We start from the raw sequence: 20,668 nt of genomic DNA, 5'->3' as shown, positions 1-20,668 counted from the left end.
TGCGGACCATGAATACAGATAACCGCCTGTCAACGCCCAGTACCGCTGCCTGCGAAATCGCTCGCCTGAGCCGTGATGCGCGGTTTGACGGGGTGTTTTTCACTGCCGTACTCAGCACCCGGATCTACTGCCGCCCCGTGTGTCCGGCCCGTGCGCCAAAAGCCGAAAACGTGGTTTATTACCCCAGCGCGGCAGCGGCTCAGGCCCAAGGCTTTCGCCCCTGTTTACGTTGTCGGCCCGAGCTGGCACCGGGTAATCAGCTTTGGTTGCAGGGCGAGCATCTGGTGTCGCGCGCCTTGACGCTGATTAATGAGGGTTACCTGGCAGAGCACTCGCTGGAAGAGTTGGCTGAGCGCATGGACATCGGTGCGCGGCAATTGCGTCGTCTGTTTGTTCACTATCTCGGGGCGCCGCCGATGGCCGTGCATTCCACCCGGCGCCTGCTTTTTGCCAAGCAACTATTGACCGAAACCGACCTGTCGATCACTGAAGTGGCAATGGCTTCCGGCTTTGGTAGTCTGCGTCGTTTCAATGCGGCTTTTGCCGAAGCCAATCATGCCGAGCCCCGTGCCTTCAGGCGCAGCCCGAAGACACGGGCAGACAAGGCGCTGGTGTTGCGCCTGGGCTATCGCCCGCCTTACGACTTTGCAGCCTTGCCGGGCTTTCTGCAGACCCGGGCCTTGCCCGGTATCGAACGGGTCGATGGCCACAGTTATCAGCGGGTGTTTGGCAGCCCTGAAGCTCCCGGCTGGCTGAGGGTCAGCGCCTGGCCGGGTGAGCAGCATGCATTGCAGCTGGAGCTGCGCAATGTGCCACCGGGGCAGATGCTGGCGGTGGTCACGCGGATTCGGCGCATGTTCGATCTGGATGCCGACCCGCTGGCCATCGCCCGTACCTTGAGTGCCAGCCCGCTGCTGGCGCCTGTGATCGGGCGTTATCCGGGGCTGCGATTGCCGGGGGGCTGGGACGGTTTTGAAGTGGCGGTGCGGGCCGTGCTGGGGCAGCAAGTCAGTGTGGCTGCAGCACGCACCCTGGCCAGTCGAATCGTGCAGCGCCATGGTGTTGCCATTGAAGCCGACAAGGGCTCGGGGCTGGATCGTCTGTTTCCCGGCCCTGAGCAGCTGGCGCAAGCCGATCTTGGGCAAATGGGCATAACCCAGGCGCGCATCAATACGATCCAGGGCATCGCCCGCGCCCTTGCACAAGGGCGTGTCGACTTCGCCGTGGAGCAACCCCTGGAGCGTTTTATCGAGCGCTGGGTACAACTGCCCGGTATTGGCGAATGGACCGCGCATTACATCGCCATGCGCGTGCTCAAACACCCAGATGCATTTCCGGCCGCCGATCTGATTCTGCGCCGTGAAGCCAACCCCCAGGGTGAGCCGTTAAGTACCAAAGCGCTGCAGGCACTGGCTGAAAGCTGGCGCCCGTGGCGGGCCTATTCCGTGATGTATTTATGGCGCGCAGCTACCGATTCGATTACAGCGCGCAAGGTGTGAACATGACGCAGATTTACTACGAACAAATGCCATCACCGATTGGGCCACTGTTTCTGGTCGCTGATGATGAAGGGTTGCGCGAAGTGCGTTTCGAGTTGGATCGCCGGCCCCATGTACCACAGGACGGGTGGGTGCATTCGCCACCAAAGCTTGCCGAAGTTCGCCGTCAACTGGAGGAATATTTTGCGGGTGAGCGTCAGACGTTCGACCTGTTTCTCAAGCCGCTAGGCACCGACTTTCAGCAGTCGGTATGGCAGGCCCTGACCACCATTCCCTTTGCGGTAACCACCAGTTACGGCCAGATTTCACAGCAGATCCATCGGCCAAAGGCGTCCCGGGCAGTGGGAGCGGCGAACGGGCGCAATCCGATCCCGATCATCATCCCGTGCCATCGGGTGATTGGCAGCAATGGCACCTTGACCGGTTTTGCCGGAGGTCTGGCAGCCAAGCAATGGCTGCTAGAGCATGAGATCAAGTGCCGCCGGCACGGCTGATGCAAAACCTGTGCTTTTTGTGGGAGCGGGCTTGCTCGCGATGCGGGCACCGCGGTGTATCTGGCGAACCCCAGTGAGGCCATCGCGAGCCAGCCCGCTCCCACAGCAAAGGTGTGCAGGGCTTACAGGCTCAACCGCATCGACAGATCCACCGCCTTCACATCCTTGGTCATGGCGCCAATCGAGATGTAGTCCACGCCGGTTTCGGCGATCGGACGCAAGGTCGACTCGTTGATACCGCCGCTGGCTTCCAGCATGGCCTTGCCCGCGTTCAGGCGTACCGCTTCGCGCATGTCATCCATGCTCAGTTCGTCGAGCATGATGATATCCGCACCTGCCGCCAGCGCTTCATTCAGTTCTTGCAGGCTTTCCACTTCGATTTCAACCGGCTTGCCAGGGGCAATCTTGTGCGCGGCACTGATGGCTTGCGCGATACCGCCGCAGGCAGCGATATGGTTTTCCTTGATCAAAAAGGCGTCGTACAGACCAATACGGTGATTGTGGCAGCCACCACAGGTTACTGCGTACTTCTGCGCCATACGCAAACCCGGCAGGGTCTTGCGTGTGTCCAGCAGCTTGACCCGCGTATCGGCCACCTGATCAGCGAGGTGCTGGGCATGGGTGGCGACGCCTGACAGCATTTGCAGAAAGTTCAGCGCGCTACGTTCACCGCTGAGCAGCGAGCGGGCCGGGCCTTCAAGATGAAACAGTACCTGGTCGGGGCTCACGCGATCGCCATCGGCCACCTGCCAATGCACGGCAACCCGAGGGTCAAGCTGGCGGAACACAGTGTCGACCCAGGCTGTGCCGCTGATCACTGCTGCTTCACGGGTAATGATCGTGGCTTTGGCCAGGCGCTCGGCCGGGATCAGCCGTGCAGTGATATCGCCGCTGCCAATATCTTCGGCTAACGCACGGCGCACGTTGGCTTCTATTTCGGCAGTGAGGTCGGCCAGGCGTAAATTCGGCATAACGAGCTCCACAAACAAAGTGCGCCGATTATAGGGGCATGCCACCGGTGAACCCAAGGTGTGCGAAGAGTCACATGCAAATACCTGCAATGTGCTGTTTTCGGCACTTTGAACATTAATTTGCACCTGCAATCACTCAAATGAAGAGTCCGCTGGTACAAGCGCCATCTTTTACAAGATAATCCGCCTTGCTATTGGCGCCATAGCTTTGACGTGCTGCCATTGCCCTAAATTCCGATTCACCGGCCAGTGCCCAATGCACTCGCCGGTTTCTGTTAGTGAGCGGCAAAAATGGCTCTGACCACGCGCGTTCACTGGCAAACGAAGAAATCCTTCCGGGAGGCCAGGATGCAAAATGACGGGAAAGTGGGGCCTGGGAGCAGGACCACTAAGGAGTTGGCGATGCACTCGCCGCTTACCCGCCTGCCTGTGATCCTGCTGCAGGTGCATGACAAGGCTGCGCAGCAGTTGCGCAACGAACTGCAGGTGCTGTTCGAAAATGCCGACCAGACCCTGTTTGAAATGGCCGACAAGGCGCAGAGCGATACCGATCAGAGCCTGTTCTTTGAGGCCATGCGCGATGTGCGGCTCAAACGTAAAAGCATTGAACGCGGTTTTCTTGAGCGTCTGTTCGATGCCTTTATCCGTCTGACCCTGCCTGATGTCAGTGAGCCAGCCCTGCACGTCGTTCCCGCGGGGCATGCGGTGTTCTCGCTGATGGCCGATAACATTGAGCGCGCTCAGGTAACCAATGCAATGGTGACGAAGGTCCTGAGCCGCAACCAGCTGGCTTTGTGCCAGTTGAGCACACGCCTCAACACCCTGAGCTGCATGCCACTGGATGAACAGAACAACCCGCTGGGGCCGGCGATGCTGTGCGAATATTTTTTGCAGGCCGAACGTGACCAAGGCATGGACATCAAGGTCAAGCTGATCATGCTGCGCCTGTTCGACAAGTACCTGCTCAGTCAGACCGGGCAGCTGTACGCCGACGCCAACCAGCTGTTGATTGCCACCGGAGTGCTGCCAGATCTGTCGGACAGGGAGTCGTGCTGCGCCGCCAAAGCCGATATCCATGCCCAGGAATTGCCAGGGGCGGGTGAGGATGCGAGTAACCTGATCGGGCTTTTGTTCGACTACATCAGCGATGATCGCAACCTTTCGCAGCCTTTGAAAAAACTGCTGGGCTTGTTGCGTGAACCCATGCTCCAGATCGCCCGGCGTGATCAGAACTTCTTCAGCTGTGACAGCCATCCGGCCCGGCGTCTGCTCAATGTCATGGCCGATGCAGCCATTGGCTGGGACGCCGGTGCCAATAGTTGCAACGATCCGCTGTACCGCAAGGTCGAGCACGTGGTGCTGCAATTGGCCCGGTACGCGGGCAATAATCCGGCGCTGCTTGAGTCGTTGCTGCATGATTTTTCGATGTTTACCCGCGGCGAGCGCAGCCGCACCGAGCTGCTTGAGCAGCGCACCCGGGATGCCGAACAGGTGCGCTGCCGCCCTGCGGTGCAGCGCAACCCGGTGCGCTCATGGCCTTCACCGGTTCTCGATGAGCAAGCTCAGTTGGGGTTGTTGTTGGTCAGTCAGTTGCGGGTTGGGGCCTGGATCGAACTGCAAGAAGATGAGACCACCCGCCTGCGTTGCAAGCTGATTACGATTCTTGAGCCGGACGGTACGCATATCTTTGTAAACCGTATCGGGGCCAAGATGCTGGAAAAAAGCCGCAACGATTTAATCGTGCACCTGCGCAATGGCAGTATCCTGCTGGTCGATGACCGCCTGTTGATTGATCGGGCTCTGGAGTCGGTGATAGACAGTTTGCGTCAGGCTGGCGGCGAGTAATCGCGTATAGCGCAGATTGCTCCCCATCGATGCGCGCATCGCGGCATACTGGGCCTTTGGTTTTGCCTGTTAAAGGAGCCTGTATGCAGATGGACCCCGCGAGCGGCTGGTTTCAAGGCGTGCGCCATTGCCCGTCACCCAACTTCAATGCGCGCCCGGGTGATGAAATCTCCCTGCTGATCATTCATAACATCAGCTTGCCGCCGGGGCAGTTCGCCACCGGTAAGGTCCAGGAATTCTTCCAGAATCGACTGGACGTCACAGAACATCCTTACTTTGAAGGTATAAGTGCCCTGCGCGTGAGCGCACATTTTCTGATCGAGCGTGACGGCACTGTTACCCAGTTTGTCTCCTGTTTTGATCGCGCATGGCATGCTGGCGTTTCGAGCTTCGAAGGACGTGAGACCTGCAATGATTTTTCTCTGGGCATTGAACTTGAGGGCACCGATGAGCTGCCTTTTACGGATGCCCAGTATCAGGCTCTGACAACCTTGACCCGACAGTTGCAGATGCAGTTTCCTGCCATTACCCGACACAGGATTTGCGGCCATAGCGACGTGGCGCCGGGACGCAAGACGGACCCGGGACCGGCTTTTGACTGGACGCGTTTTCGCAGCGCGTTGCAGCACACAGGAGATAAACAATGAGTTTTGTGGTGTTACTGCTGGCGATTGTGGTCGAGAAATTCTCGGGGCTGCGTCAGCGTCTGCAGCGTGATGGCGGCTGGTTGCGCGAGTTGCACAAACTTGAAACCAGCCCAAGGCTTGGCAACAAGCCATGGTGGGTGTTGTTTATCCTGATTGCCTTGCCTGCGGCGGTGCTGGGCTTGCTGCTGGTGGTACTGCATCCGGTGGCTTATGGCCTGTTGGCACTGCCGATACATTTATTGGTGGTGATCTACAGCCTTGGGCGTGGAGACTTGCTGGGGGGGCTCGGGCCGTTTCGTGATGCCTGGCGTCGTGGTGATTTGCAGGCCGCCGCCCATGTTGCCGAGCGTGACCTGAGCATAAATGCGGACAGCGGTGAGCAATTGCTGGAGAGGGTGCAGGGGCATTTGTTATGGCAGGCCTACCAGAGCTTCTTTGCGGTTATTTTCTGGTACTTCCTGCTGGGGCCGGTGGTGATCCTGAGCTATCGCCTGCTGGCCCTGGCGCAGGAGCACAGCCAAAACCCGGCGCTGGTGGAGCGTGCCGGGCAATTGCGCCATGCTTTTGACTGGTTGCCGGTGCGGTTGCTGGCCGCGAGTTTTGCCCTGGTGGGTAATTTTGCAGCGGTTAGCCGGGTGATGTTGCATGAGTTGCTGAGCTGGGACATCAGTGCTGCGCAGCTGATCAACAAAGCCGGCTGCGCAGCTGCTGAAATCCCTGCGCCACAGGCCGGGCCTGAGGGCGTGAGCAGCCTCGACACCCTGTGGGCCTTGCTGCTGCGGGCGGCGGTGTTGTGGTATGCGTGCTTCGCGGTGTGGGCGTTGTTGCTCTGAGATTACACAAGATCTGTAGCAGCCTCGTTCCTTCGGCAGCTGCTACAGGGGTATAAGTCAGCGCTTCCAGCCAAAGACTTCGCAGGCATTAGCTGTTGTCGCCTTTGCCAATTGCTCGGGGCTGATGCCCATTATCTCGGCCAGCGCCCGGCAAATATCAGGCAGGTACTGCGGGCTGTTGCGCTGGTTGGGGTACATGGCCGGGGCCATGCCGGGGGCATCGGTTTCCAGCACGATGGCGTCCAGCGGCAGATCAGGTAGCACTTTGCGCAAGCGCAAGGCTTGTGGCCAGGTGGCAGCCCCCCCCAGGCCCAGCTTGAATCCCAGTTTTATATATTCACGGGCTTCTTCGCGACTGCCTGAAAAGGCATGAACAATCCCGCCACGCTGAAGCTTGAAACGCTTGAGGGTGGCGATTACCTGCGCATGGCTGCGCCGAACATGAAGCAGGGCGGGCAGATTAAAGTCGGCGGCCAATTGCAATTGGGCTTCAAACAACTGTTGCTGGATCTGGCGGTCCAGCTCGGGCAGAAAGTAGTCCAGGCCGATCTCGCCCACAGCACACACCTGAGGATGCCCTGCCAGGCGGCTCAGCCATTGCCCCAGTTCAATCATATGCTCGGGGCGATGCTCATTGATGTACACCGGGTGCAGGCCAAACGCGGCATACAGTTGGCTGTCGGTTTGGATCAAGTCCCACACGCTCTGCCAATTACTCTGATAAACCCCCAGAACCACCATGCTCTCAACCCCCAGTGCCCGACTGCCCGCCAGTATCTGTGGGCGGTCGGCGTCGAACTCAGGGAAGTCGAGGTGGGTGTGGGTGTCGATCAGTTGCATACTCAGGCCTGATGGATACGTTGTTTGAAGTTACGGGCAATGGCATGGATGCCGGGTACGTAGTTTTGCTCTTCAATCGCCGCCAGGGCCAGGTTCAGGGCTGTTTCGGCAATCAGCTTGTGTTGTTGGCCCATAGCATTGACTGGCAGCGGCAGGAAGTCCAGCAACTGGGTGTCACCAAACGTGGCAAGGCGCAATGGCGGGCGCTGGGTCGGGTGCTCCAGCAACGCGTCGAACATCCCTTGCAACAGCACATATGAAGTGGTGATCAGCGCTTCGGGGAAGTGGCCCTGGCGTGCCAGCAAATCATCAATGATCCGCCGTCCACATTCACGGCTGAACGCACTGCCGTGTTCGATCAGGACCTCGCCCTTGAACCCTTCGACCGCTTGCTTGAAACCCGCTTCACGGGCCTGGCTGACGCTCAGTTCGGGGCGCGCACCGATCAACACAATCTGGCGCGGCAAAGGCTGCAACAGACTGCGGGTCAATTGCAGGCTGGCTTCGCAATCATCACTGATTACCGAGCAGAAGCGCTCCGGCTCCAGGGTCCGGTCGATGGCGATGATGGGCATGCCCAGGTCCTGCAACTGGCGGTAGCTGTCATCTTCTGCGGGCAAGCAGCTGGCTACGAACAGGGCATCGCAGCGACGGGCACGAAACAGCTTGAGCAATTGGCGCTCACTGTCCGGTGCATCGTCGGAGCTGGCGATCAGCAACTGATAGCCGCGGGCACGGGCGCCTTGTTCGAGCTGCTTGGCCAGGCGCGCATAACTCGGGTTTTCGAGGTCCGGCAGGATGAACCCCAAGGTGCGCGTGTGTCGGCTGCGCAGCCCGGCTGCCTGCGGGTTGGGAGTAAAGCCGTGCTCCTCGACCACCGCACGTACGCGCTCGACCGTGCTGCTGCTGATGCGCTGCTGTTCGGCTTTTCCATTGATGACATAGCTGGCAGTCGTTACGGAAACACCTGCCAATTGAGCGATATCACTGAGTTTCACGCCGAAAATTCCTTATTTTTTGTAGTACATGTCGACATTGTGAACAATCCTAACCGATAAAGGCAGCCGACCATCGTCTGTCATGGGTGCGCTGTATTTATTTGCGACATCTACCCGCTGCCGCCAGGCAATACGACAAGTTGGACTTCAAGCGCGGGGAATTATGCAGTAACGTGCCGGGTATTCTTGATTAAACGTTTCAGCCTGCGCATTTAAAGGCCTCGAACCCGGCAGTGATGTGCTTGCCACGCATCAACTGACGCAGCACGGGAAGAGCGACCTAAGCTGACTTAATTCAAAACAATACCGGTTGCCATTGAGTACCGGAAAGGAGAACGCATGCTCGAGCTCACCATAGAGCAGATATCCATGGGCCAGACGGCTGTGGACAAGTCTGCGGCGCTGCAATTGCTTGCCGATAAACTGGTCGCCGATGGCTTGGTAGCCGAAGGCTATCTGAGTGGCTTGCAAGCGCGTGAGGCTCAGGGTTCGACCTTTCTGGGTCAGGGCATTGCCATCCCCCACGGCACGCCCGAAACACGTGAGCTGGTGTTCACCACGGGCGTGCGCCTGTTGCAGTTCCCCGAGGGGGTGGACTGGGGTGATGGCCAGATGGTGTACCTGGCCATCGGTATTGCCGCAAAGTCCGACGAACATTTACGTTTGCTGCAACTGCTGACCCGTGCCCTGGGCGAAACCGATCTGGGTGAGGCCCTGCGTCGCGCCAGCTCCGCCGAAGCCTTGCTTAAACTGCTGCAGGGCGCACCACAGGAGCTGGCGCTGGATGCACAGATGATCGGCCTGGGTGTGTCTGCCGATGACTTTGAGGAACTGGTATGGCGTGGTGCCCGTCTGCTGCGTCAGGCTGATTGCGTGAGCAATGGCTTTGCTGCCGTACTGCAGCAAGTCGATGCGCTGCCGCTGGGCGATGGCCTGTGGTGGCTGCATAGCGAGCAAACCGTCAAACGTCCGGGGCTGGCGTTTGTGACACCGGACAAACCGATGCGCTATCTGGGCCAGCCGCTGAGCGGTCTGTTCTGCCTGGCCAGCCTTGGCGAAGCGCATCAGGCCTTGCTGGAGCGCTTGTGCGCGCTACTGATTGCCGGTCGTGGCCACGAACTGGGCAGTGCCACCAGCCGCCGTGCCGTGCTTGAAGTATTGGGCGGCGAGCTGCCGGCCGACTGGCCAAGTGCCCGTATTCCCTTGGCCAACGCCCACGGCCTGCATGCGCGGCCGGCCAAAGTGCTGGCGCAACTGGCGAAAAGTTTTGAAGGCGAAATCCGCGTCCGGATCGTCGATGGCCAGGATTCGGCGGTATCTGCCAAGAGCTTGAGCAAGCTGCTGAGCCTGGGTGCCCGTCGCGGTCAGGTGCTGGAATTTGTCGCCGAGCCGAATATCGCCAACGATGCGCTGCCTGCACTACTGGCTGCGGTCGAGGCGGGTTTGGGTGAGGAAGTCGAGCCGTTGCCGGCGTTGGCTGAAGCCGTGCCCGGTGTCGCCGAAATTGCCACGGTGCTTACCGCCCCGGCGGCTGGCAGCCTGGTGCAGGCGATTGCCGCATCGCCCGGCATTGCCATTGGCCCTGCCCATATACAGGTGCTGCAAACGTTCGATTACCCGCTGCGTGGCGAGTCTTCCGTGGTCGAGCGCGAGCGTCTGCAAAAAGCCCTGAGCGAAGTGCGCAAGGACATTGAAGGCCTGATTACGCGCAGCCAGTCCAAGGCCATTCGCGAAATTTTCATTACCCACCAGGAAATGCTCGACGACCCTGAACTGACCGATGAAGTGGATTCGCGCCTCAAGCAGGGCGAAAGCGCCGAAGCCGCGTGGATGTCGGTGATCGAGGCCGCTGCGCGTCAGCAGGAGTCCTTGCAGGATGCGCTGCTGGCCGAGCGGGCAGCGGACCTGCGGGATATCGGCCGTCGCGTGCTGGCCCAGCTGTGTGGCGTCGAAACCCCGGCCGAGCCTGACCAGCCTTATGTGCTGGTAATGGATGAGGTCGGCCCTTCAGATGTGGCTCGCCTTGATCCGGCGCGGGTGGCAGGCATTTTAACCGCCCGCGGTGGTGCGACTGCGCACAGCGCCATTGTCGCCCGCGCGCTTGGTATTCCGGCCCTGGTTGGCGCGGGCGAGGCGGTGCTGCTGCTGGCGCCGGGCACTGAATTGTTGATTGATGGCCAGCGCGGTCGCCTGCACGTCTCCCCGGATGCCGACGCCTTGCAGCGTGCCACCCAGGAGCGCGACAGCCGTGAGCAGCGTTTGCTGGCAGCCTCTGCCCAGCGCCACGAACTGGCCGTGACCCAGGATGGTCATGCGGTTGAAGTGTTTGCCAATATCGGTGAGAGCAAGGGCGTCGCCACGGCAGTGGAGCAGGGCGCCGAAGGCATTGGCCTGCTGCGCACCGAACTGATTTTCATGGCCCATTCGCAAGTACCGGATGAGGCGACTCAGGAAGCCGAATACCGTCGTGTACTCGACGGCCTGGCTGGCCGGCCGCTGGTGGTACGCACGCTGGACGTGGGCGGCGATAAACCGCTGCCGTACTGGCCGATCGAGAAAGAAGAAAACCCGTTTTTGGGTGTACGTGGCATTCGTCTTACGCTGCAACGGCCGCAGATCATGGAAAGTCAGTTGCGCGCCTTGCTACGTTCAGCCGACAACCGCCCGCTGCGTATCATGTTCCCGATGGTGGGCAGCGTGGCCGAGTGGCGTGCCGCCCGCGACATGACCGAGCGTTTGCGCCTGGAAATTCCAGTGGCTGACCTGCAATTGGGGATCATGATCGAAGTGCCGTCGGCTGCCTTGCTGGCGCCCGTGCTGGCCAGGGAAGTGGACTTTTTCAGCGTCGGCACCAACGACCTGACCCAATACACCCTGGCCATCGACCGTGGCCACCCGACCCTGTCGGCCCAGGCTGACGGCTTGCACCCCGCGGTATTGCAACTGATCGATATCACCGTGCGTGCGGCCCATGCCCATGGCAAATGGGTGGGCGTGTGCGGCGAGCTGGCGGCTGATCCGCTGGCCGTGCCTGTGCTGGTGGGCCTGGGCGTGGATGAGCTGAGCGTTTCGGCGCGCAGCATCCCCGAGGTCAAGGCGCGGGTACGCGAGTTGAGCATGGATCGTCTGAAAACCCTGGCCGCCGAAGCGTTGAGCGTGGGCAGCCCGGATGAAGTTCGTGCGTTGGTGGAGGCGCTCTGATGGCCCGTATTCTGACTGTCACCCTCAACCCGGCACTGGACTTGACCGTGCGTCTTGGGCAACTGGTACCGGGGGAGGTTAACCGTAGCCCGCTGATGCTGACCCATGCTGCCGGCAAGGGCCTGAACGTGGCGCAAGTACTGGCCGATCTGGGCCACACGCTGACGGTAAGTGGCTTTTTGGGTGAGGACAATGCACAAGCATTCGATGCCCTGTTCAAGCGTCGCGGTTTTGTCGATGCCTTTATCCGTGTGCCGGGCGAAACCCGCAGCAATATCAAGCTGGCTGAAGACGATGGCCGCGTCACCGACCTCAACGGGCCGGGGCCGCAGGTTGACGCACAGGCGCAGCAAATCTTGCTCGATACCCTTGAGCGCATTGCTCCCGGGCATGACGCGGTCGTGGTGGCTGGCAGTTTGCCCCGAGGCGTCAGCCCGCAATGGCTGCACGATCTGCTGCTGGGCTTGAAGGCTCAGGGCCTGAAAGTGGTCCTGGACACCAGCGGTGAGGCCTTGAAGCAGGGCCTGGCAGCGGGGCCGTGGCTGATCAAGCCCAACACCGAAGAACTCAGCGATGCTTTGGGCCGCGATATCAGCGACCTTGCAACCCAGGTTGCAGCCGCAACCGCTTTGCAGGCACAGGGCGTTGAGCACGTGGTGATTTCCCACGGTGCAGAAGGCGTGAACTGGTTCAGCCGTGGGCCGGCCTTGCAAGCGTTGCCGCCCAAGGTCAGCGTCGCCAGCACGGTGGGTGCGGGCGACTCGCTGCTGGCGGGCATGGTCCACGGTTTGCTCAGCGGCCATAGCCCCGAGCAGACCCTGCGCACCGCCACTGCCATTGCGGCAATGGCCGTTACTCAGATCGGTTTTGGTATCAGCGATGCAGCGCACCTGGCGACGCTCGAAAGCGGCGTTCGCGTTCGCCCCCTGACAGAAGAATAAAAGGAATCCACATGAAATTAGCCATTGTGACGGGCTGCCCCAACGGCATGGTGACCAGCGTGCTGTGCGCCCGTTTGCTTGATGCGGCGGCTCAGCGTCAGGGCTGGAGCACCAGCGTTGAAGTCCACGACCCCAAGCACCCTGAACGTCAGTTATCGGCGGCGACCATAGATGAAGCCGAGTGGGTGTTGCTGGTCAGCAGTACGCCGCTGGATATGCAGCGTTTTATCGGCAAGCGTGTGTTCCAGAGCACGCCGGCCCAGGCCCTGCAAGATGTAGAGGCGGTGTTGCAGCGTGGCGTGGAGGAGGCCGAGGTCTACGTTGCACCTGCGCCAACAGCTGCAGTTGAAAACGCGCAGAAAGCTCCAAAAATCGTCGCCATCACCGCCTGCCCGACAGGCGTGGCCCATACCTTTATGGCAGCCGAAGCCTTGCAGCAAGCGGCCAAGCGCTTGGGCTACGACTTGCAAGTCGAGACCCAGGGTTCGGTAGGCGCGCGCAACCCGTTGAGCGCCGAAGCCATTCGCGACGCCGATGTGGTGTTGCTGGCGGCGGATATCGAAGTGCCGACCGAGCGTTTTGCCGGCAAGAAAATCTACCGTTGCGGCACAGGCATCGCCCTCAAGCAAGCCGAAGCCACCCTGAACAAGGCGTTGAGCGAAGGCAAGCAGGAGAGTGCCGCCGCTGCGGGCGGGGCGCCTGCCAAGCAGGAGAAGGCCGGGGTCTACAAGCACCTGCTGACGGGCGTGTCCTTTATGCTGCCGATGGTGGTGGCAGGGGGGCTGCTGATCGCGCTGTCTTTCGTATTTGGCATTGAAGCTTATAAAGAGCCCGGCACGCTGGCGGCGGCGCTGATGCAGATTGGTGGCGATGCCGCATTCAAACTGATGGTGCCGTTGTTGGCGGGTTATATCGCCTACTCGATTGCCGACCGCCCGGGCCTGGCGCCGGGGATGATCGGCGGCTTGCTGGCGAGTACCCTGGGTGCGGGCTTTATCGGTGGGATTATTGCCGGTTTCATCGCCGGTTACTGTGCCAAGGCGATCAACCGTTATGCGCGCTTGCCGCAGAGCCTTGAGGCGCTGAAACCGATTTTGATCATCCCGTTGTTCGCCAGCCTGTTTACCGGTCTGGTGATGATTTACGTGGTGGGCAAGCCGGTTGCCGGAATGCTTGAAGGCCTGACCCACTTCCTCGACAGCATGGGCACCACCAACGCCATCCTGCTGGGTGTATTGCTGGGCGGGATGATGTGCGTAGACCTGGGCGGGCCGATCAACAAGGCGGCCTATGCGTTTTCGGTGGGGCTGCTGGCTTCGCAAAGTTATGCACCGATGGCGGCAACGATGGCGGCGGGCATGGTGCCGCCGATTGGCTTGGGTATTGCCACGTTCCTGGCGCGCCGCAAGTTCGCCCAGACTGAGCGTGAGGCGGGCAAGGCTGCACTGGTGCTGGGGCTGTGCTTTATTTCTGAAGGTGCAATCCCGTTTGCTGCCAAAGACCCGCTGCGGGTGATTCCGGCGAGCATCGTGGGGGGCGCGTTGACGGGGGCATTGTCGATGTACTTCGGTTGCAAGCTGATGGCACCGCACGGTGGCTTGTTTGTATTGCTGATTCCAAACGCGATCAACCATGCGCTGCTGTACTTGTTGGCGATCGTGGCGGGCAGCTTGGTGACGGCGGTGGTGTACGCGGTGATCAAGCGTCCGGAGCCGGTTGAAATGGCGCTGGAGACGGCCAAAGCATAAATCAATCCCCGCTCCCACAATGTCACCGCAAATCCAGTGGGAGCTGGTTCGCCTGCTATGCAGGCACTGGGGTCTGTCAGGCAAACCGTGGCGATGCCATCGCGAGCAAGCCCGCTCCCACAATGTCACCGCAAATCCAGTGGGAGCTGGTTCGCCTGCTATGCAGGCACTGGGGTCTGTCAGGCAAACCGTGGCGATGCCATCGCGAGCAAGCCCGCTCCCACAATGTCACCGCAAATCCAGTGGGAGCTGGTTCGCCTGCTATGCAGGCACTGGGGTCTGTCAGGCAAACCGTGGCGATGCCATCGCGAGCAAGCCCGCTCCCACAATGTCACCGCAAATCCAGTGGGAGCTGGTTCGCCTGCTATGCAGGCACTGGGGTCTGTCAGGCAAACCGTGGCGATGCCATCGCGAGCAAGCCCGCTCCCACAATGTCACCGCAAATCCAGTGGGAGCTGGTTCGCCTGCGATGCAGGCACTGGGGTCTGTCAGGCAAACCGTGGCGATGCCATCGCGAGCAAGCCCGCTCCCACAATGTCACCGTAAATCCAGTGGGAGCTGGCTTGCCTGCGATGCAGATACTGGGGTCTGTCAGGCAAACCGTGGCGATGCCATCGCGAGCAAGCCCGCTCCCACAATGTCACCGTAAATCCAGTGGGAGCTGGCTTGCCTGCGATGCAGATACTGGGGTCTGTCAGGCAAACCGTGGCGATGCCATCGCGAGCAAGTCCGCTCCCACAAGAGCTGAGCAGCTTGTCCGACTAGTACACATCCCGCCGATAACGCCCTTGCTCGATCAGCCTCTCTACCGCTTCTGCCCCCAGCATGTCGATCAGCGCTTGATCCACACCCGCCGCCATTCCCTGCAAACTGCCACAGATATAAATCGCCGCGCCTTGGTCCAGCCATTGGCGTACCTGCTCGGCAGACTCGCGCAAGCGGTCCTGCACATACACCTTCTGCGCCTGATCCCGTGAAAACGCCAGATCCAGCCGCGCCAGATCGCCACTGGCCAACCAGCCCTGCAGCTCATCGCGGCAATAGAAGTCGTGCTCGGCATTACGCTCGCCAAAGAACAGCCAGTTGCGCTGCTGGCCCTGGGCAATCCGAGCCTTGAGCAAGCTGCGCAGCCCTGCCAGGCCGGTACCATTGCCGAGGAGAATCATTGGCACCGGTTCGGCCGGCAAATGAAAACCGCTGTTGCGGCGCACGCGCAGGCTGATCGCCGAGCCGACTGCGGCATGTTCGGTAAGCCAGCCCGAACCGATGCCCAGGCTGCCATCAGCATGCCGCTCCTGACGTACGATCAACTCCAGCAGACCGTCCTGCGGGATCGAGGCAATGGAGTATTCGCGCATGTTCAACGGGATCAGTGCGTCCACCAGTGCCTGGGCGTGCATGCCCACAAGATGGCCGCGATTTTCCGGCAGTTGTCGGCCAGCCAGGGCCTGAGCCAAAGTTTCCTGCAGGCCATCGAGTTGCACCGGAGTGTCAGCCGACAGGCCCAGCCCCTCCAGGAAGTGCTCAACCGCCCAGCTCGATTGCCGCGGCATCACTTCCACCAGATCACCGGCCTGCCACAGGCTGTTGGTGTCAGGCGCGCTGAGCCCCAGCAGGTACACCCCCGAGCCACTGCTGCCGGGGTTGAGCAGCTTGCGCTCAGTCAGGGGCCAGTTGTTGTAACCAGGCGCCTGCCAGTTGGCATTCGGCGTGCCTCCGGTCAGTTGGCTAAGCTGCTGTTGCCATTGATGCAGGGCCTCGGCATCGCCGCTGTCCACCTGCACCGGGCTGAACAACGCTTGGGCACCGCGCTCGCTCAGCCAGTGCTGGATCCGCGTGGCAAAACCGCAAAAGTGCGGGTATTGACGATCGCCCAGTGCCAGCACCGAGTACTTGAGGCGGTTCAGTCCCAGAGGCTGGCCGAGGATCTTGCGTTCAAAGCCCCGCGCGCTATCAGGCGCTTCGCCATCGCCAAAGGTGCTCACCACAAACAGCGCGTTGCTGGCCTGTTGTAAATCGTTTTCGCTCAGGGCGGCCAAGGGCTGCACCCGTACCGGCAATCCGGCGGCTTGCAATTGCCCGGCGGTCTGCCAGGCCAGTTGCTCGGCAAAGCCGCTCTGGCTGGCAAAACCGATCAGCCAGGACGGCGTATCGCTGCTCGTAGCGGCAAAACCCTGGCGTGCCTGCTTGATCTGACGCTTTTTACGTCGACGGTCCAGATACAGCAACCAGCCGGTAATAAAGAACAGCGGCATGGTCAGGCTGGCTACGGTCACCAGCACGCGCCCGGTAATGCCCCAGTAACTGCCTGTGTGCAGCGCGTAAATGCTGGTCAGCAATTGTGCCTTGTAGGACTTGTCGTCATAACGATCGACTTTTTTGACGGCACCGGTGGCCGGGTCGAGCACAATCTGGTTGAACGCGCGCTCATGGGGTGAGGTGTTCAATAGGTAGAACACCGTGGCAGGCTGGCCGGCCACTGGCGGCATACGCACGTTGTACATGCTCAACTCAGGCCCGGCGGTTTTCTGGATGCTGGCCCAAATGGCATCGTAATCGGCGACCGGAGCTGGCCCGGCTGGCCCGCCCTGACCACGGGGGCCGCGACCGCCGCCCTGGCGCTGCTCGCCGCTCGGGGCATCGGACAGGAGTTTTTGCAGGCCCTGGTTGTACCACTCATAGGACCACGACAAGCCGGTCAGTGCGGCCAGCAGATAAAAGACCATACACCAGGTGCCCGCCACGGCGTGCAGGTCCCAGTTGAAGCTGCGACCTTTTTTCGCCCAGTCCAGGGTCAGCCAGGTGCGCCAGTTAAGCGCCTGGCGCGGCCAGCGCAGGTACAGGCCCGACAGGCAGAAGAACACCAGCATCAGGGTGCAGGCGCCGGTGATCTGGCGACCGCTCTGGCCCATGGCCAGGAAACGGTGCAATTGCAGCATCAGGTCGAAAAAGCCCTGGCCGTTGGCCTCGCCCTGATAGGTACCGGTATAGGGGTCAACATAACGCAACTGGCCACGACGCTCGCCCGGTGGCGGGGTGAAGAAGATGCGTGCAGCGGTGCCGCTGTCCACGCCCACCCAGAGCATGGCGACTTGCTTGCCCTCGGTGGCCTCGACCCTGCGCACCAGCTCGGCCGGTGGCAGCACGCCGCTGTCGAGTTTCTCGACCTTGAGCACTGAAGGGTTGAGCAAGTTCAGCAGCTCGTCCTGAAACGACACCGTGGCACCGGTTATCCCCATCAGGGCCAGAACCAGCCCGGCGGTTATGCCGAAAAACCAGTGCAGCTGAAACAGTGTTTTCTTGAACACAACGACCGCCTTGCTTGCTCAATTGAATTCATCACGGCGCAGTATGCCGTGTACGTCTTTTTACACACAAAAGCCCCGACCATTGAATGGACGGGGCTTGGTTCAGCTCAACTTCGAGTTAGAAGTGGAAGCTGGTGGTCAACAGGGCAGTACGGCCCGCTGCCTGGCTGGCGAAATGCGCAGCGTAGGCTTTGTCGTAGTAGGTCTTGTCGGTCAGGTTTTGTACGTTCAGTTGCAGGTCGATATTTTTGGTCAGCTTGTAGCTGGCCATTGCGTCGTAGCGAGTGTAAGCCGGCACGTAAACGGTGTTGGCCGTGTCGCCGTAGACTTCGTCAACATAGAACGCGCCGCCGCCGATGGTCAGCTTTGGCATCACTTCATAGGTTGTCCACAGGCTGAAGCTGTTTTTCGGGGTGTTCGGCATTTCGTTGCCTTTGTCCGAAACCGCTGCGGTATTGATAGTGCCGTTACGGTTGGCTTTCTGGCCTGGATCAACCAGCTCGCTTTTCAGGTAGCTGTAGCCTGCAAACACTTGCCATTTGTCAGTGATTTTACCGCTGGCCGACAGTTCCAGACCGTCAACGCGGGATTCACCGGCGTTTTCGTAGGTGAACGAGTCAGTCAGGACGCGAGTGTTCTTTTTCTCGGTACGGAAGATGGCTGCAGTCAGCGACAGACGATCGTGGAACACGTCCCACTTGGTGCCCAGTTCGTAGTTGACGGTTTCTTCCGGCTTCAGGTCGCTGGTGATACCGCTGCCTGGAGCAGGTATGCCGTTACCTTCGACCCCTTCACCCACCACGCCGCCTGGCGGGGTAGCCGAGGTCGCGTAGGACAGGTAAACGCTGCCGTTATCCAGTGGCTTCCAGACCAGGCCGGTCTGCCAGTTGAAGAAATGGCTGTCGTTTGAGGCTTTGGTACGACCGCTCGCCGCATTGGTATTGGCGGTGGTGCTGAATGCGTCGTAACGCAGGCCGGCGTTCAACAGCCACTTCGGATCCAGCTCGATGGTGTCGAACACGTAGGCAGCTTTGGTCACACCCACGGTGTTGGTGCCGTAGTAGTTGCGTGATTCGGAGCCACCCCAGACATCATTCGGGTTAGGGTTATCAAGCGAGGTGCATACGCCGCCACTATTGCCTACCATGCTAGGCGTGCATCCGTTAGGTTTTGGATTGCCCTGAATCAGACCATCTGGACCATATACGTTGTAGCTGCTGGCCCGAGTCTCTTCACGAGTGAATTCAACACCTGTGGAGTAGTTGTTCTTGAAACCCATGACCTGGAAGTTGCCGAACAGATCGGTCTGGTTGGTAGTGGTTTCAGTGGTCGAAACCCGGGTGTTGGCGCGACGCCATACGGTACCGTACTGGTTGACGTTGTGCTGGCTGTCGTCCGGCTGGGTGAGAATGTAGTCCTGGCCGGTGTTGCCGTGACGGAAGGTGTTTTTCAGGGTCATCGCATCGTTGAAGTCATGCTCGAACGAGATGGTGCTGATGTCCACGCGGGTCTTGCGGAAGTCACGGTCTTTCAAGCCGTAGAAGTTTTTGCTGTCGCCGCCATCGTCCGGTTTGTCGTGGGCGTGAACAGCGGTCTTGGAGCTGTTGCTGTAGCCGTATGGAATGCCCGAGTCCGGCAGGTCGTTGCTTTCCAGGTGGTAATAGCTGACGTTCAGGCGGTTTTCAGTGCCCAGGCCGAAGGTCAGCGATGGCGCTACGCCCCAGCGGTCGTAGTTGACCGACTCACGGCCAGCGACATTCTGCTCGTGGCTCATCAGGTTCAGGCGGAACGCTGCGGTGTCCAGGAACTGGCGGTTTACATCCAGGGTGTAGCGGCGGGTCTGGTCGGAGCCATAGGTGAAGCCGCCGTTGAGGAAGTCACCCGCCTTGGCGGTCTTGCTCACCATGTTCAGGCTGCCGCCAGCCGAGCCACGACCACCAAAGGTGGAGTTCGGGCCTTTGCTGACTTCGATCGATTCGATGTCGAAGATTTCCCGGGTCTGGCCGCCAGCATCGCGCACGCCGTCCAGGTACATATCGGATTGTGCGTCAAAACCACGGATAAATGGACGGTCGCCCTGTGGGTTGCCGCCTTCGCCTGCGCCGAAGGTGATGCCCGGTACGGTGCGCAATGCATCCTGCAGCGAAGTGGCTGCGGTGTCCTGCAGCACTTGCTGTGGGATCACGGTGACAGAGCGCGGGGTATCTACCAGGGGCGCTGTGTATTTTTGGGAGCTGGCTTTTTCGGTTTGATAAGACTGCTCGGTCTGTTCACCGGTAACTGTGGTCGCGCCAAGGGAAATACTGCTGCCCTGTGCCTTGCTGTCAGTGCTCTCGGCAGCCTGAACCATATGGCCTGCCGAGGTCGCGGTAATCGCGACACCGATGGCCGAAGCCAGTAAACGCGGTGAGCTGACGGGTATTTTTATTTGTTGGCGCGACATTTGAAGATCCCTTCCCCCAGAATTTGAGCCGCGAAATATATGGCAAACAATTCTGACTATCAATTGAGAGGCATTACTATTTGCGCTGAATTTACATTCTTTACAAATTGCCTTTACGGTTTTTTCACACTCGTTCGTCTACAGGTCTCTTAACAAAGTTTTACATAGACAATAAGAATCAATACCATTGCCATCCCTTTGCTATCAGGTATTGCGTCATGTTGCTGCATATCCCCGGCTTGTTCTCCCGTGAAGAGGTGCAGCGCATCCGTGAGGCGCTGCAGCAGACGCAATGGGCTGACGGTAAAATCACCGCCGGCTTTCAATCGGCCAAGGCCAAGCACAATCTGCAACTGCCCGAAGACCATCCCCTCGCCAAGGAGATCGGCGCGGCGATGGTAGACAGGCTGTGGAAAAATCCGCTGTATATGTCGGCGGCCCTGCCACACAAGGTCTTCCCGCCGTTGGTGAACTGCTACACCGGGGGCGGCAGTTTCGACTTCCATATCGACAATGCCGTGCGCCAGCCCAAGGGCAGCCCTGAACGGGTGCGTACTGATCTGTCGGCGACCCTGTTTTTCAGTGACCCCGAGGAGTACGACGGCGGCGAACTGGTGATTCAGGACACCTATGGTGTGCAGCAGGTCAAACTGCCTGCTGGCGATATGGTCTTGTACCCCGGTACCAGTTTGCACAAGGTCAATGCCGTTACCCGTGGGGCACGTTTTGCGTCGTTCTTCTGGACTCAGAGCCTGGTACGCGAGGACAGTCAGCGCACGTTGCTGTTTGAAATGGACGGCGCGATCCAGCAACTGACCCGTGACGTTCCTGATCATCCTTCGCTGATCCAGCTCACCGGCACTTATCACAACCTGTTGCGTCGATGGGCCGAGGTGTAAT

14 protein-coding genes are annotated in these 20,668 nt (G+C 60.0%); 9 read left to right on the top strand and 5 right to left on the bottom strand.

The features are described 5' to 3' along the window. Nucleotides 1-8: 8 nt before the first annotated feature. Both GHN92_RS04445 and GHN92_RS04440 read left to right on the top strand, forming a co-directional pair. On the top strand, nt 9-1,499 hold the full coding sequence (locus tag GHN92_RS04445; RefSeq protein WP_153379435.1) for a DNA-3-methyladenine glycosylase 2: 1,491 nt from the start codon (nt 9-11) through the stop codon (nt 1,497-1,499). A 2-nt stretch (nt 1,500-1,501) separates the two neighbouring features. Next, nucleotides 1,502-1,993: a methylated-DNA--[protein]-cysteine S-methyltransferase gene (locus GHN92_RS04440; RefSeq protein ID WP_095001608.1), complete on the top strand. Its 492-nt coding sequence runs from the start codon at nt 1,502-1,504 to the stop codon at nt 1,991-1,993. A 122-nt stretch (nt 1,994-2,115) separates the two neighbouring features. Here GHN92_RS04440 and nadC read toward each other — a convergent pair whose 3' ends face one another. Further along, complete coding sequence (gene nadC, locus GHN92_RS04435) at nt 2,116-2,964, bottom strand: carboxylating nicotinate-nucleotide diphosphorylase (RefSeq protein WP_095001607.1); 849 nt, start codon at nt 2,962-2,964, stop codon at nt 2,116-2,118. A 402-nt stretch (nt 2,965-3,366) separates the two neighbouring features. Here nadC and GHN92_RS04430 point away from each other — a divergent pair, with 402 nt between their 5' ends. From GHN92_RS04430 to ampE, 3 genes are all read left to right on the top strand, one after another. Further along, nucleotides 3,367-4,809 (top strand): DUF1631 family protein, encoded by a 1,443-nt coding sequence (locus GHN92_RS04430; protein WP_372239728.1) that lies wholly within the window; start codon nt 3,367-3,369, stop codon nt 4,807-4,809. Nucleotides 4,810-4,892: 83 nt separating this feature from the next. Further along, nucleotides 4,893-5,456 carry a 1,6-anhydro-N-acetylmuramyl-L-alanine amidase AmpD gene (ampD, locus tag GHN92_RS04425; protein WP_095001605.1) on the top strand — a complete coding sequence of 188 codons (564 nt, stop codon included), beginning with the start codon at nt 4,893-4,895 and terminating at the stop codon, nt 5,454-5,456. Next, complete coding sequence (gene ampE, locus GHN92_RS04420; RefSeq protein WP_095001604.1) at nt 5,453-6,289, top strand: regulatory signaling modulator protein AmpE; 837 nt, start codon at nt 5,453-5,455, stop codon at nt 6,287-6,289. Before ampD ends, ampE begins: the two co-directional genes overlap by 4 nt. Nucleotides 6,290-6,346: 57 nt before the next feature. On the opposite strand, the gene GHN92_RS04415 is transcribed toward ampE, so the two are convergent. Both GHN92_RS04415 and cra read right to left on the bottom strand, forming a co-directional pair. Beyond that, nucleotides 6,347-7,129, bottom strand: a complete 783-nt coding sequence (locus tag GHN92_RS04415; RefSeq protein ID WP_095038604.1) for a TatD family hydrolase — start codon at nt 7,127-7,129, stop codon at nt 6,347-6,349. Nucleotides 7,130-7,131: 2 nt separating this feature from the next. Beyond that, on the bottom strand, nt 7,132-8,127 hold the full coding sequence (gene cra / locus GHN92_RS04410) for a catabolite repressor/activator (protein ID WP_095001602.1): 996 nt from the start codon (nt 8,125-8,127) through the stop codon (nt 7,132-7,134). Nucleotides 8,128-8,466: 339 nt separating this feature from the next. Between cra and ptsP the strand changes: the two genes are divergently transcribed. From ptsP to GHN92_RS04395, 3 genes are read left to right on the top strand one after another with little or no spacing between them, the layout of a single operon-like run. Further along, nucleotides 8,467-11,328, top strand: a complete 2,862-nt coding sequence (ptsP, locus tag GHN92_RS04405; protein WP_095026378.1) for a phosphoenolpyruvate--protein phosphotransferase — start codon at nt 8,467-8,469, stop codon at nt 11,326-11,328. Next, nucleotides 11,328-12,269 carry a 1-phosphofructokinase gene (pfkB, locus tag GHN92_RS04400; RefSeq protein WP_133144774.1) on the top strand — a complete coding sequence of 314 codons (942 nt, stop codon included), beginning with the start codon at nt 11,328-11,330 and terminating at the stop codon, nt 12,267-12,269. The genes ptsP and pfkB overlap by 1 nt, the downstream gene beginning before the upstream one ends. Before the next feature lie 11 nt (nt 12,270-12,280). After that, on the top strand, nt 12,281-14,017 hold the full coding sequence (locus tag GHN92_RS04395; RefSeq protein WP_095018269.1) for a PTS fructose-like transporter subunit IIB: 1,737 nt from the start codon (nt 12,281-12,283) through the stop codon (nt 14,015-14,017). 761 nt (nt 14,018-14,778) lie between these two features. On the opposite strand, the gene GHN92_RS04390 is transcribed toward GHN92_RS04395, so the two are convergent. Both GHN92_RS04390 and GHN92_RS04385 read right to left on the bottom strand, forming a co-directional pair. Next, a complete protein-coding gene (locus tag GHN92_RS04390; RefSeq protein WP_178102597.1) occupies nt 14,779-17,325 on the bottom strand; it encodes a sulfite reductase flavoprotein subunit alpha in 2,547 nt (848 codons plus the stop codon). Between the two features lie 118 nt (nt 17,326-17,443). Continuing rightward, on the bottom strand, nt 17,444-19,768 hold the full coding sequence (locus GHN92_RS04385; protein WP_133144777.1) for a TonB-dependent siderophore receptor: 2,325 nt from the start codon (nt 19,766-19,768) through the stop codon (nt 17,444-17,446). Nucleotides 19,769-19,986: 218 nt separating this feature from the next. On the opposite strand from GHN92_RS04385, the gene GHN92_RS04380 reads away from it, so the two are divergent. Next, nucleotides 19,987-20,667, top strand: coding sequence for a Fe2+-dependent dioxygenase (locus tag GHN92_RS04380; protein ID WP_095001596.1), 681 nt, complete (start codon nt 19,987-19,989; stop codon nt 20,665-20,667). Nucleotide 20,668 lies beyond the last annotated feature (1 nt).

The sequence above is a fragment of the Pseudomonas sp. FSL R10-2964 genome, assembly GCF_009600035.1.
In the GTDB taxonomy this organism is placed as follows: Bacteria; Pseudomonadota; Gammaproteobacteria; order Pseudomonadales; family Pseudomonadaceae; genus Aquipseudomonas; species Aquipseudomonas bubulae.
This window is presented reverse-complemented; position numbering and strand designations above follow the sequence as displayed.